Genomic DNA, 14,280 nt, shown 5'->3' on the forward strand with positions numbered 1-14,280 from the left:
TTTAAATTGAAGTTCATTTCTCAGTATTACTATTTAAAAAATCTATAGATTCAAATATCTAAAATAAACCACGCTCAAGTTTTTCTTGGTCATTTTTTTGCTTTTAAACAATCCGTCGCCTGATCCAACTTAAACAGCTCATAGATCAGTTCATTTTTTTCTGGCATTGTAAAATCAATTTTAACTTTTTCTGGAGAATCAAACTGATGGTAACTTATTGTAAATTTTTTAGAATGGATTAACTCTCCCATCAGTCCACAGGATTCCTGCGGATCAGTTGCAACAAATAAAATTTGTATTGCTTTTAATCCCTCATCCGCAAAGTCTGTTGTTTGCAGTTTCTGATTGATACCATTATCCATACTGATATATATCGGCTTATTGGAATCAATAAATCGAGCAGTTTTACTTACTCCTGAATTAGCAGTCAAAGCGACGGAAAGAGTTAAAAATACTGCTTTTTCAGGATAACCCAGTGCTTTCGCAAAATTACCTTCTTTTTGGTATAGCCGAATTGCCTCATGACCAGAGTCACTGTAAAGCCTGAAACTATCAATCGCTTTAAAGTTATCCGAGATAATTTGCTTCTCCCAATCATTTGCATAACAAAAAGTTACTGCCATTGAAAGTTGGAGTAAATAAACTAATTTAACAAGTGTGGATATTTTTGTTGGCATCATTTAATGCAAGTACTCTTTTCTAAATTTGGAAATAATCAGCTAAACTCAAGGTCCACTTATTGATTTAAATGTTTGATTCATAAGAGAAAAGGTCAAACAACAGAAAGTCCAAATTCCCCCAAGCCTTTTCGTTTTCCACACGCTTTACGCCTCGATGTTCTAGATCATAGAAGATTCATCTTCATCGTAGATCGAGTGGAAAGCCGAAGTGCTAGAAAACGTTTAGTTGGGTATAAATTTACATGTGGGATATAGAACAACGGACTATCGAACGGATGGACCACAAAATAGACCGAAAAATCCGATGGTCTAAAAATAACAGGCAATAAAAAACCCCATAAATCAGTGATCTACGAGGTTTGATATGGTGGGCCCGCCCAGACTTGAACTGGGGACCAACGGATTATGAGTCCGCTGCTCTAACCAACTGAGCTACAGGCCCTATAAATACTGACGATAGAGTATTTTCGAGAAAGAATACTAGCGAAAATAAAATTGAATTACAAGAACTTTAACAACAACTTAGATTTAATGCATGTTTTTTGAACATTAGAGAGAGAATTCAACGAATTATGACAAAGCAACTCTACTTTGCAATATCGATTACACCAATATGACTAGTGAGGATTTTTACGTTTATCTAAATAAACTTCCAACCCGCTCCATAAACAAATCAAAATAAGGACAAAGATCATCACAATAAAAAAGGTCATAAACACACTGCAATCCTTTTGCGCATTGTTAAAATTTTAAGCTCGTTGCTTAACTAAGACTAAAGTCTAAAACATTCAATATCGATAGTGAATATGAGGTTGGTTGTTTTTAAAACAAAATAAATCTTATGCTATTGTTTTTAATTATTAATTTTGGTTTTCTTCATTTAATCACGAAGATAAGACACAAATTTATTCACCCTACTGACTTTTTAAACTTTGGAATTATTACTGTAATAGTGGCACTTCTATTCAAAAACATATACGATAATGATAATTGTTATTACTTGAGCAATATGAATCATGGCTTTGAATGCACATCGTACTTTTATTCAAGTGAAGGAAAAAATATATTTAGGTCCCAACTATATTCGTATCATTTTTGACTGTGTAGATACGGATAAATTCAAACATACAAGTATTGGCGATAACAATAAAGTCTTTATTCCAAGACCTGACCAAAGTGAAATAGAGCTTCCAGATTTTGATTTTGATCAACGTAAATGGATCGTCAACAATCCTACCCTTATGCCAGAAATTCGCACATATACCCATCGTGATATTGATCTAATCAATAAAACTTTAACCATTGAGTTCGCAATGCATGGTACAGATACGGTTGCTTGTCATTGGGCTGATCGTGCGCAACGAGGTGATCAAATTGGTGTCACCATGTCTACTGCGACACGAGACTTGATTCCCACTGGGCTTCAACATTATCTGATTATTACGGATAGTACAGGTTTAGCCGTTACACAAGCAATTTTAAAAACATTACCTGCAAGTAGCAAAGCTTATGTGATTGCAGAAGTACCAACTATCGCAGATCGAATCGAATTAAAAACGCAAGCTGATTTAGAACAAATATGGTTATATAACCCTACGCCCTTGAAGCAAAGCTTATTGGCAGATGAGTTAGCGAAACATCCTGAGCTGATCAATCTACCGCCGAGTCGTTATGCACACATCACTGCTGAATTACAAGCTGTACGTGCTTGTCGGAATATTCTCAGAAAACAAAGTGACTGGGGGAAAGAAGATTGTTATGCATGCTCATATTGGCAAATTGGTAAAGCAGACAGTGAGCGATTTTCTAAAGTTGTTGATGATTGAAATAATGTTGTGAGTCCAATATCTCAATTGATTTATTACAGTGCAACTGATTGAAGTTCAAACAAAAGTCTCTATGCTCGTTCTCTGTGTAGAGACTTTAATCATTCAGTGTAAATTAAAATATCGGTGAATAGGCATCTGGCATAAATCAAAAAAATGAGACTGGTTTGTGATTGTGAATCATTTCAACATTTCAAGTAATTTCCTCATTCAAAAAAGTACAAATTAATCATTATTTCATATTTAATGATAGAGCCAATTTATTAAAAACTCATACCGTAAAATATGACTTACCTTGATCAATAAAAGCGATGTAATGAAAATCTTGTTGAATAACAAAAATCTTTCGTTGAGCGAGCAGGCTTATAAAAAACTCCGACCTAATAAAATAAAAAGTATCACAATCAATCTTCCAATTACGCTTTTAATATGTTCAAGTCTTAATCACAATATTTCATGGCTTTATTCTTTGATAAATTTAACTGTATATGATGCAATAACACACAAGAATAATTACGAAACTCGTATTCCTTAATCATTTTGTCCTGTATGAGCTCAATCCGAATCTGGGTTTCTAAATAATCTTTGAAAAAATCTACCTGATTCAAACAAAACATATATTTTTGCTGATGATTCTCTAAGTTGTGCAAACTTGATTGATACACTTTGCTTGTCAACACATCGTTTACATTTCCGTTTGCATATAAAAACACAATATCAAACCTTGAGAAATCGTCAGAATTGAATATGGCTTGGGGCTTCAGCGCACATATATTTTGATTCACGCGTTCATATTTAAAATCTTGGATATATTTCTTTTTACATCCCTGTACAATCAAACAAGAACTTAAAATTATAATCAAACCACAATATTTCATCGATGACCTAAAAAATAATCAGTTGATATAAATAAATTGCTGGTTGGTGAGTGGAACTAAAACCTGTTTAGCATAAAACTCATTGAATATCTGTGTGGTAATTTCTGAAAATGGTTCATCTTTAAAATGCGGTAAAATTGAAAAATTGATCAATCCCAATCCTTGAATATCCTGTAAATAAGGTGCTTTTGAAGTATCATCCATTGTTCTGATATATTCTAAATCTTGTCCCAATACGATAGAGCCAGCGGAACTGCCTATATAAGGTTTTCCCTGATTGATCAACTTTGAAATGACTTTATCAGCCTGAGATCGTTTTAATTCTTGTAAGAGATAGAAGGTATTCCCTCCTGAAACAAAGATAAAGTCATTCCGATTTAGCGTCGCTTCAATTGACTGGATGTCTTGCTCATCTATATTTAAAACGTCAACCTGAATGCCTAGCTTTTCAAAGGCTTTTTTATCATCTTCGACATAAAATGTAATTGATTCAGGCTTACTTGCAGTCGGAATAAATGTAACAGACTTACCGATTAGAGGCTGATCAATATGCTGTGCAAAATCCAAATAAACATCCGCAAAAGAAGCTGCTAGAAAAAGGTTTTTCATGATGAACGCTCTATTTTCAGGTTGTATTAAAAAATATTGTTAATTTTTAAAATAATTCAAAATCTTAAATGAAGACAATAAATCTAGATATTCAAATCAGTCCAACTTCATCATAGCACAGCACTGCGACGGATTTTATGTAAAAATACAATGCTCAAATCAGTTTCTCATTCATATAGCGCCAATAACGTTTTGGAACATATTGAATATGAAGTTTGATATTTTTACGTGCCGAAATATTGACACTATTAAAATAGTCTTTCCAAAGTTGGTCATAAAGGATTTCATCGTCATCCAGTTCAATACTAAAATCTTGACTGGTCCCCTTAGCAATATTTTGATCAATCTCAAATACATTCATACTGACTTGATGAATATTTTTTAAGTCATAATAAATGCCAAAATTCCGCAACTCATCATAAATGAGCCAACGTTGATCTTGATATCTTGTTTTGAAGTGCCTTTCAATCAATGGAAGAACATTGAAATCAGGACGTACCAAACTTAAAAATAATTCATCTTTACACTTTTTGAAACGGACAAAAGCCTCCATACGGTGCTTCTCACGCCCCACTTGTTTCGCCCATTTAGAAACAGCAAGCACATCTGCATGACCATAATCAGCATCGACACGTCGATGTGATGAAAACACGTAGATACTCAAATTAAACAAATGTTGAAATGCACTTTCCTGCTCAGATAAAAAAGTATAATAAAAATTACGCAATGTATTAGATGAAACCTTTTGCTTAAATGCCTTCCACACGCGATCAGCATGAATTTCATTAGACTCAATAAAAATCGTTTCATCCAATAAACTGGATTGAAGACTATTTTGGCTGGCTATCAAGACATCCAGCTCTTTAAACTGAAATGCACGAAACACACAGCATAATAAGCCAGTCATCGTTCCATCAAAAATATACTTTGCCATTTAAAATAAAAGGGCCAACTGTGGTGAAAGTTGTTGCGTATATTTTGATTGACCAGTTTGTAATATTTGATGACGAATCTGACTCGGTGATTGATCCTTTACAAACGCAGGCGTATCAGCACAACGGATAAAATGGACAGCACGATTATATGCAATACCCATTTTCTTAATTTGATCGATATGAATCTTACCAAAGCGTCGAGCCTGAATAATTTTTTTGGCTGAACGTACACCGATACCAGGTACGCGCAATATCATACGATACTCAGCACGATTGATGTCTACAGGAAATTGCTCAGGATGTCGTAATGCCCAACTCAGTTTGGGGTCGATATCCAAATCTAAATTCGGATGTTTTTCATTGACAATTTCTGTTGCCTCAAAACCATAGAAGCGCATTAACCAATCAGACTGATATAGACGATTCTCACGTAATAGTGGCGGTGCAGAACCAACAACAGGCAATGCTTTTTCTTGGTCATTGATCGGAATATATCCTGAAAAATAGACCCGTTTAAGTTTAAATTCTTTATAGTGATGATCTGCCATGAGAATGATATCTTGGTCTGTTTCATTGTGTGCTCCCACAACCATCTGTGTGGTTTGCCCTGCCGGCACAAACTTCGGCACAGACTTTATAATTTTTCTCTCATCTTTAAACTGAATTAATCGATCTCGTACAATGCCTAAGTCTTTTTGCACTTCTCCATGAGTTTTTTCTGGTGCAAACTTTTTTAGCCCTTCTTCGGTCGGCATTTCCAAGTTAATACTCATACGATCAACATAAAGCCCAGCTTCATGAATGATTTCTTGTGACGCACCTGGAATGGTTTTAAGGTGAATATAGCCATTAAAATTTTCTTCTAGGCGTAGTTTTTTCACCACCTGCAACATACGTTCCATGGTGTAATCAGCAGATTTAAAAATTCCTGAACTTAAAAATAGCCCTTCAATATAATTTCTTCGGTAAAAATTAATGGTTAAATCCACGACTTCTTGCACAGTAAATGCCGCTCTTTTGACATCATTTGAGCGCCTAGAAACACAATAAGAGCAGTCAAAAATACATACATTGGAAAATAAGATTTTAAGTAAGGAAACACATCGCCCGTCTTCGGTATAGCTATGACAAATACCAGAACCAGTATTTCCAAGCCCTTTATCCTTGTTTTTACGTTGACTTCCACTGGACGAGCATGACACATCATACTTTGCAGCATCTGCCAAAATTTGCAATTTTTCTCTGATACGTTCTGTCATGACTTAAACTCAATTTTACCAATGAATTTTAGTCATTATATAAACTCTGAAGGCTGTAAAATATTGATCTAATCATCATCACGACATGAGCTGACGTATAAATTATAATCCATTATTTTTACAGTAAATTATCAACTCAAACTTTTAGATAAAAACTAGAAATATACGATGAATTTAAAATATTTAAACGTTGCCCATTCATGTTGATGGGCAAACCTCAATAGTAAAATCAATGTTCTTCTAAACTTGCGCTGAAAGTGGCAGTCCAAAGATGCGATCAAATGACCAGTTAAAAATAAATGTATAAATAGGAATAATGACAATCAATGCCGCATCCAACAGAAAAGCATCAAGAAAACTGATTTTCATCCACCAAGCAATCAAGGGGATTAAAAACACAATTAAGGTCAGTTGGAAGCCAATAGCATGAACAATACGACGTTTTACCGTACGTTGACGTGAAAGTTGACGTTTTTCCCAAGCCTCAAAAATAAGGTTATAAATAAAATTCCAACTCACAGCAATGGTCGTAATAAAAATCGCCAATGGACCCGTATGACTCAATTGAGTCCCTGAAAGTAATGCAAGACCTAAAGATGAAATTGTCAATCCGATGATTTCATAACTACTCACATAAATCACTCGACGTTTAAACCCTTGCATAAATCAATCTCAATTTTTTAAGAAAGGCTATTTTAATTTCAGTTATAATAATAGATAAAGATAATAGCTTTCAGTTGAGCTGATACCAAACTATGAATTTCACCAGTGAAAATATTGAATTGTTTGTCAAAGTGATTGATACAGGTTCTTTTTCAGCTGCCGCTCGTGCCCTGAATAGGGTTCCATCAGCAGTAAGCATGGGAATCGCCAATATTGAGGCTGAATTAGGCTTACAACTCTTTGAAAGAACACCAAGAAAAGTCATTCCAACAGCAACTGCACTGGCATTAGCCCCACAAGCTCGCATTATTTCTGAACAATTAAAACAACTCAGTAAACATGCTTATGAACTTTCTTTAGGTCTAGAAAGCATATTAAAAATAGGTGTGGTATCGGATGTAAATAATCAGAAGCTTTTGCGTGCAATTGATCAACTCGCCTGCAAATATCCGTTATTAAATATTGAAATCATTACTGCGCCACAAGATGATATTTTACATTTATTGTACTCTGAGCAAATCAGTATCTGTTTGGCAGGTTCTGGGCAAAATATTAAAATACAAGAACATTTGCAATTGGTTAGTTTGGAAACCGTCGTTGCAACTATTTCTGCTCAACATGATTTAATCACTCACCACAACCACCCTATTTATATCGAAGATCTGATCAATATTCGTCAAATTATTGTGGCGAGTACCGATTTAGATATTACTGACTTAAGACCAGTAATTGGTGCATCTTACTGGAGGACCAATAATCTACAAACAGCTATTGATATGGTTGAAGCAGGTTTAGGATGGGGAAACTTTCCATATTCACTGGTCAAACCATATATTGAGGAGGGGCGTTTAATTCAAATTAATTTTAAAAATACTTATAACCAACTTTCTGTCCCGATTTATTTGATTTGGCTAAAAGATAAAGCACTCCCTAAAGCTACTCGAGAACTGATCGAATTGATCAGACAAAGTTTAGATCAGGATAGCTGCCATAATGCTTAAATTTAACGATCAAATATAGCTTTAAATAAAGTTGAGAAGTTTCTAAATTTCATCCTTCAATTACATGACTTGTAAGTAAATTTACAATAGATAATCCACATTTATCCATCATTAGGTATATTGATTGAATGATCAAAACAGATAAGGCTTTGTTATGAATAATAAATTAAGAGTATTTACCTTAGTCAGTGGAATTGCATTACTTAGTGTTGCTGCACTCGCTCATTCAGAGCATGAAAAAATCCCAACAGCTAAAGATATCAATCTAAATAAATACTTGGGGCAATGGCATGAAATCGCTCGCAAACCCCTCTATTTTCAGAAAAAATGTGATTATAACGTAACTGCTCATTATTCATTAAATGAAAATGGAAGCATTAGAGTGGATAATACTTGTTATAGTCAAGATGGAAAACTTCAGCAATCGATTGGGGTCGCCAAAGTACAAAATGCACCTGTAAATTCAAAATTAAAAGTTACATTTTTACCGAAAGCTTTACGTTGGTTACCTGTAGGACGCGGTGATTATTGGATTCTAAAAATTGATGAAGACTATCAAGTGGCTTTAGTCGGAACACCTAACAAAAAGTATCTTTGGTTACTCAGCCGTTCTCAAAAACTAGATCCTGTAGTTGTTGAAGAATATTTAAATTATGCACAACACTTAGGCTATGACTTAAAAGATTTAATTTACACCAAGCAAAAATAGTAAAGACTTGGAAAATTTATAAAGGCATGCTTGTTAAAACGGCGAATGAACAAAATTTCAAGCATCGAATTTTTATTCATTCAGCATCAGACTCGATTTTTTGCTTGAATACAATCAGTCTGACCATAAAAAATTTGACTTGGCATGCTCAGGACTTACAATACGCCTTTTAGATTTCCAGTATTACCAAAATCATGTCAAACGATCAAATCGAAGCACAAATTGTTGACTTAGACAATTTGCAAGAACACCGCGAAATTGTGACGTTTATGCGCAGATCGTCGCCGCTCAATACTTCACAACGTACTGCACTTGAGCAACATCGTGAGTTAATTTTGGAATACCCTGTTGGCGACTTGCGACAGCATTTTGAACATCCGGAACGCCCACTGACTGTAGAAATTGGTTTTGGTATGGGGCGTTCTTTAGTGTTGATGGCAAAAGCCAATCCTGAGCGTAACTTCGTTGGAATCGAAGTTCATGTTCCCGGTATTGCGCAGTGCGTTTATGAAGCAGGCATGGCAGAAGTCAAAAATCTTCGTGTTTTAGATGCAGATGCAATTCAAGTGCTTCGTGAAATGCCTGATAATAGTATCAATACTGTTCAGCTTTATTTTCCAGACCCATGGCAGAAAAAACGTCATTTCAAACGTCGTTTTGTGTCACATGATCGTATGCCATTGGTGGAAGAAAAACTTGAAATTGGTGGTACTTTTCATGCTGCAACAGACTGGGAACCGTATGCTGAATGGATGCTTGATGTCTTAGATAATCGCCCCCGCCTAGAAAATCTTGCGGGGAAAGGCAACAGTTATCCTCGTCCAGAATGGCGCCCACAAACTAAGTTTGAACGCCGTGGAATTGAATCAGGTCATAAAATCAATGACTTTATTTTCAAAAAAATCAACTAAATCAGAATTTCTTCGCCATCAAAAAAGCTGTAACAATCGTTACAGCTTTTTTTACGTCTTTTTACATCGTTAAGCTTGATACGGACTTGAATTTCGGGCTCAGCACATTGTTCTGTAGTTTTGTTTGCATGTATTCAGCATATACAGACAATTTTTCATAAATGTGCTCAGAATAAAACATATCTTCAACTAAATTTTGCGCTCGATAAATATCATAAAGCCCTAATAAAGTTAAAATCCTCGCATTCATTTCAGAGAATTCTCGGCATAATGCCATATGCGTAGCATCTTTATATTTAAAAAGCAGTTGTTGCATATTTAAGTCATCTGCTTGGTATTGAAATGAGCTCTGCAGTTGATGATCCTGTGGGCGAATCAGAAAAATTCTAATTCTGAAATAACGCTCAATTTCATATAGTCCCTGGATGTCGATTGGATAATCTGTAATTAAAAAAATGGTCTGTATTTCAGACAATGTCAGCGCTTTAAACAACTCAAAACAAATAAAGTCCTGCTCGATTAATGCTTGATCCTGGAAATCAAGACGTAACTTTAAGCTTTCTAGGACAGTTTCATCTTTTTCAGTTAAATTTATGGTTTTTTCAATTTGATAATAAGGCATGAGCAGACTTTGGAGTTGGTCTGTTAGTGGTGAAGTGTACAAAACGGTTTGATTTAAATTTGCCAAAATAAACGGCGCAAACAAATAGGCAAAGTCTGTTTGTTTGGTGGTCATTTCAGATTGGATAATCAATATATGTTTTTTTTCAGAAAACTCACGCAAAACTTTGGCACGTAATAATGTTGCTTCAAAGTTAACAAATTTCTGATTTAAATGATTAATCACCGTCGTTGAACAAGCATGATCAGATAAAAACTGTGTAAGCACATTCAACTGAGCTGTCATAAACATTTCTCTAACTCACTTTCTACCACCTCAAGTAACAATATTCTGAAAACAAATCATAAATAAATATAGCCACAAATATTTATAAAAAATATATAACAAATAGAGCTGAAACGATGTGATCTGTTATAGTTATTTCACAACTTGTCTTGAATAATGTCATGTATAAATCCGAACAACTGGCACATAGTCTTAAAGTATTGATTGAAAATGGGACATGGAAAGCACATGAAAAACTCCCTTCACTTCGACAGCAAGTTGAACAATCTGGACTCAGCCTAATTACCGTCATGAATGCTTATCAAGAACTTGAAGCGCAGGGTTTGATTTATTCAAAAGAAAAGTCTGGTTATTTTGTCGTTGAGCAAACTTCTCAACACAATCTACCAGTACATGTCGTCAATGAAACGATAGAAATCAACTCAGTGGTATTTAAATATTTAAAATCGATACAATCTGAAAATATCATCCCATTGGGTTCCGCATTTCCAAATAGCCAATTGTTATATTCAGCCAAGCTTATTCAATCACTAGGACAACTTGCAAAGCAACGGCGCAGTTATGAACAAACACCCAGTTTACCACCAGGAAATTATCAACTGCGTAAAACTATTGCACAAAAGTACGCCATGCAAGGTATCCCAACTGATCCCTCAGATATTGTGATGACTTCTGGTGGATTAGATGCCTTAAATCTTTCATTACAAGCGCTAACGCATGCTGGAGATTACATTTTATTGCAAGAAACCATGTTTTATGGCGCATGGCAAGCAGCTGAACGTCTCGGTTTAAAAGTGATTACCATTCCTGAACATGCTGAGCATGGTATTGATTTGGAGGCTTTTGAACAAGCTATTCTTAAATATCCCATCAAAGTTTGTATGATGATGTTGAATAGTCAAAACCCTATTGGTTTTACTGTAAGTGATGAGATTAAACTCAAGCTCGCCAAACTTCTGCATACTCATCAAATTTATCTCATTGAAGATGATGTCTATGAAGAACTCTACTATGGTCAAAAAAAACCGCTCCCAATGAAATATTTTGATCAGCAAAACTGGGTTCTACACTGCTCGTCTTTCTCTAAAACTTTGGGGGCAGGTTTTAGAATAGGTTGGGTCTATGCAGGAAAATTTTCTGAACATATTCAACACACTCAATTAATGAGTACCCTTTCAGTCAATTCATTTATTCAAAATGCCTTGGTCGAATATTTATCTCATCGCCATTATGAAAAACATCTAAAAACTTTACGCTCAACTTTACAACGCTATAAAAAGCAATACTTTAATTATCTCAAAGCCCATTTACCTGCACAATGTCATGTGAACTATTACCCTTCAGGGTATTTTTTATGGATTGAACTACCCGCACGAGTCAATAGCAATGATGTCTATCATCAAATGTTGGAGAAAGGCGTCAGTATTACACCGAGTAATTTATTTAATATCACAAACCAACAAAATAATTTTATTCGAATCAATTGCTCTTTTGAATTAAATGAAACATTTATTCAAGCACTTAACCATTTAATTACTATCATTGAAGCAGCACTTAAAGATTAATTTTTATAACAGATGAAAAGTTTCGCTGTTCATCTGTTATATTTTTTTTCTAATTTTTTGTATCTACGCGATATCAACTTATGTCGTCATAATTCAATCATATTAAGCAGAAAGAGATTTTGCGATGAATGATGACAAAAGCCCTAAAAAACCACAATATGCGGATAGTTCTATTTCGGACAAAGCCTTTAAACGAATGATTATCTGGTTTTTTATCTACTGTAGCCTATTTTGCATCGGAGTCATCGTCACCATTGGTGCAGATCACGCTGCTATCATTAAATGATGAGTCATTTTAGTAACCAAGTTACAGCAAACACTCACTTTACTCCAGTGAGTGTTTTTTTTGTATTTGTTGACTAAGTAAGCTATAGACACAGCTAAGATCCAGACGTCCTTGTTGTTCCAACATATTTTGATGCATTTTTAAAACGTTCCTATCACCACGCATTGCAGGTCCAGTTTGCATGGCTACGGGATCATTCTGGGTCGCTTTATGTGCAGTTTCTAAAATCAGCGGATACAACAAGTTAAAATCAACATGTTGCGCATCAACCACTTGTTTTGCCATGTCATAACAATAATTACTAAAGTTACATGCAAATACCGCTGCCAAATGTAAACTTAAACGTTGTGCTGAAGTATAGTGATAGATACGCTCACTTAGGCTATTGGCTAACCCTGTCAGTATTGCCAAATCCTCAGTTAATTCAGTTTCAATGAATAAAGGTGTCGTTTTCCACTCAACATTACGATCAAAACTAAATGTTTGTAAGGGATAAAAAACCCCTGATTTTTGATGAAACTCGGTCAAAACTTTCAAATTGGTACTACCAGAAGTATGTACAATCAGAACTTCAGTCAGCTGAGAATGAACAGATTGAATCACTTGTGCAATGGCTTGATCACTGACAGCAATCACCAAGAGATCAATTTTAGGATCAATATGCACTAGCCGTTCTATCGCTTGTGCATTTACTTGAGATGCTAATGTTTCTGCGTGAATTAAATCACGACTATAAATCTGTACAATGTCATGTTGTTCTGACAATTTTCGTGCTAAATGAGTCGCAACACGACCTGAACCAATGAAACTAATACGCATAGCAACATCTTAAATTTAAATTGGCTTACAGCATGCCAATAAAAAAGGGATGAATCAATTCATCCCTTTCTTTATATTTCAGAAAAATGATCTGAATATATTTAGTTTAATTTAACGCGTTATTGAGATAAATAATACGTTCAGCAGTTCGCTTATTAAAACACTTGGTATATTGCATTTCTTTATTTTGTTGAGACATCGCATCATCCCAATATTGGCGTTGTTGCTGATAGGTTTCAACCTCACTTTCAGGCAGTTCACTATAACTTTTTTGTGAAATCACTTTACAGTCTACATCACGCTTTTCAAACCACTCTGCTTGATCTTGCTTGAGTTGTGCCTTCGCTTCTTCCGTTAAACTGTCCCAAGTTTGATTTAAACGATCAACTTGTTTGGCTTTTTCTTCATCAAGCTCTTTTTTACGGATATCCATGGCTTTCTGCGCAAGCTCAGTCTGTGCCGCATTTTCGATCTGATTTTCTTGCTGACGTTCACGTATATCTTTATTTTCTTTAATATAAGCAGCATATTGCACAGCTTTGACAGACACAAAACTGACACCTTGAATAATTGCATCTTGATTTAACACATCCAGCGTTAAACCATCTTGATCTGTTTTAACCACATTATAATTAAATTTGCCTTTTAGCTGATCATTACCGAGCACCAGTTTAGACTCGCCTGCTTCAATATATTCTCGAAGTGTACGATAACCTTCACCTTCACATTCTTCGCTACGGCAATCTTGACCATATTCAGCATAGGCATTTTCAGCACGCTGTTGTAAGCCTTTAGGAAATTGTACAACCAGCTGACTTTCACACTCTAACTGATTGGTTTTGGTAGAATCATTACTAAGAGTGCGTACATTTTTGACTTCAAATTTCAGACCATTATTGATTTTTTGCAATAATGCTTGGTCTGCTTCATAACCTGAATTGGCAATATTGTCTGAAACTTGACGTAAATATTCATCTTTTAAAAATTTCTGAATTTGATCAATATTGCTTTGGTTGGTACAACTCCACTCAGCAAGTGCGGTATTGTTGTCATCTTTTTTCTTTTTAAAATAATCACATCCTGACAATAGCAAAGAACTTGAAAGGGCTATAATTATAAGTAAAGGGCTAAAGGATTTATTCATTGTTTATCCAATCATCTTTTTATCTGCGCCATTTAAACAAAATTTGATGCGATTTTCGAGCAAAAAATAAAAAAGCTTCTTTGTCCAG

The 14,280-nt window shown here is 35.0% G+C and carries 14 protein-coding genes and 1 tRNA gene; 6 read left to right on the plus strand and 9 right to left on the minus strand.

Annotated features, from left to right (window positions below; all coding sequences use genetic code 11):
• Positions 1-89 precede the first annotated feature (89 nt).
• Both F938_RS03470 and F938_RS03475 read right to left on the minus strand, forming a co-directional pair.
• Positions 90-680: a hypothetical protein gene (locus F938_RS03470; protein ID WP_005029437.1), complete on the minus strand. Its 591-nt coding sequence runs from the start codon at positions 678-680 to the stop codon at positions 90-92.
• A 365-nt stretch (positions 681-1,045) separates the two neighbouring features.
• Positions 1,046-1,122, minus strand: a tRNA-Ile gene (locus F938_RS03475).
• Between the two features lie 574 nt (positions 1,123-1,696).
• Here F938_RS03475 and F938_RS03480 point away from each other — a divergent pair.
• Complete coding sequence (locus tag F938_RS03480) at positions 1,697-2,506, plus strand: siderophore-interacting protein (RefSeq protein WP_005029438.1); 810 nt, start codon at positions 1,697-1,699, stop codon at positions 2,504-2,506.
• 896 nt (positions 2,507-3,402) lie between these two features.
• Here F938_RS03480 and F938_RS03490 read toward each other — a convergent pair.
• The 4 genes from F938_RS03490 to F938_RS03505 form a co-directional block, all read right to left on the minus strand.
• Positions 3,403-3,993 (minus strand): Type 1 glutamine amidotransferase-like domain-containing protein, encoded by a 591-nt coding sequence (locus tag F938_RS03490; protein WP_005029441.1) that lies wholly within the window; start codon positions 3,991-3,993, stop codon positions 3,403-3,405.
• 154 nt (positions 3,994-4,147) lie between these two features.
• Positions 4,148-4,927, minus strand: coding sequence for a TIGR03915 family putative DNA repair protein (locus F938_RS03495; protein ID WP_005029442.1), 780 nt, complete (start codon positions 4,925-4,927; stop codon positions 4,148-4,150).
• Entirely contained in the window at positions 4,928-6,187 is a 1,260-nt protein-coding gene (locus F938_RS03500) for a putative DNA modification/repair radical SAM protein (RefSeq protein ID WP_005029443.1), read from the minus strand. It abuts the gene before it with no gap.
• Between the two features lie 240 nt (positions 6,188-6,427).
• Entirely contained in the window at positions 6,428-6,850 is a 423-nt protein-coding gene (locus tag F938_RS03505; protein WP_005029444.1) for a PACE efflux transporter, read from the minus strand.
• A gap of 92 nt (positions 6,851-6,942) precedes the next feature.
• On the opposite strand from F938_RS03505, the gene F938_RS03510 reads away from it, so the two are divergent.
• The 3 genes from F938_RS03510 (at position 6,943) to trmB (ending at position 9,471) form a co-directional block, all read left to right on the plus strand.
• Positions 6,943-7,851 (plus strand): LysR family transcriptional regulator, encoded by a 909-nt coding sequence (locus F938_RS03510; RefSeq protein WP_005029445.1) that lies wholly within the window; start codon positions 6,943-6,945, stop codon positions 7,849-7,851.
• A gap of 154 nt (positions 7,852-8,005) precedes the next feature.
• Entirely contained in the window at positions 8,006-8,560 is a 555-nt protein-coding gene (locus tag F938_RS03515) for a lipocalin family protein (protein ID WP_004831126.1), read from the plus strand.
• Positions 8,561-8,754: 194 nt separating this feature from the next.
• Positions 8,755-9,471 carry a tRNA (guanosine(46)-N7)-methyltransferase TrmB gene (trmB, locus tag F938_RS03520; RefSeq protein WP_004831127.1) on the plus strand — a complete coding sequence of 239 codons (717 nt, stop codon included), beginning with the start codon at positions 8,755-8,757 and terminating at the stop codon, positions 9,469-9,471.
• A gap of 61 nt (positions 9,472-9,532) precedes the next feature.
• On the opposite strand, the gene F938_RS03525 is transcribed toward trmB, so the two are convergent.
• Positions 9,533-10,378: a hypothetical protein gene (locus F938_RS03525; RefSeq protein WP_227567566.1), complete on the minus strand. Its 846-nt coding sequence runs from the start codon at positions 10,376-10,378 to the stop codon at positions 9,533-9,535.
• 161 nt (positions 10,379-10,539) lie between these two features.
• On the opposite strand from F938_RS03525, the gene F938_RS03530 reads away from it, so the two are divergent.
• The gene (locus F938_RS03530; protein ID WP_005029448.1) at positions 10,540-11,943 is read left to right on the plus strand and encodes an aminotransferase-like domain-containing protein; all 1,404 of its coding nucleotides are present in this window, start codon (positions 10,540-10,542) and stop codon (positions 11,941-11,943) included.
• Between the two features lie 124 nt (positions 11,944-12,067).
• Entirely contained in the window at positions 12,068-12,229 is a 162-nt protein-coding gene (locus tag F938_RS24440; RefSeq protein ID WP_004831130.1) for a hypothetical protein, read from the plus strand.
• A gap of 39 nt (positions 12,230-12,268) precedes the next feature.
• On the opposite strand, the gene F938_RS03535 is transcribed toward F938_RS24440, so the two are convergent.
• Entirely contained in the window at positions 12,269-13,048 is a 780-nt protein-coding gene (locus F938_RS03535; RefSeq protein ID WP_005029449.1) for a Rossmann-like and DUF2520 domain-containing protein, read from the minus strand.
• A gap of 106 nt (positions 13,049-13,154) precedes the next feature.
• On the minus strand, positions 13,155-14,192 hold the full coding sequence (locus F938_RS03540; RefSeq protein ID WP_005029451.1) for a hypothetical protein: 1,038 nt from the start codon (positions 14,190-14,192) through the stop codon (positions 13,155-13,157).
• Positions 14,193-14,280: the final 88 nt, after the last annotated feature.

This window comes from Acinetobacter bereziniae LMG 1003 = CIP 70.12, assembly GCF_000368925.1.
In the GTDB taxonomy this organism is placed as follows: domain Bacteria; phylum Pseudomonadota; class Gammaproteobacteria; order Pseudomonadales; family Moraxellaceae; genus Acinetobacter; species Acinetobacter bereziniae.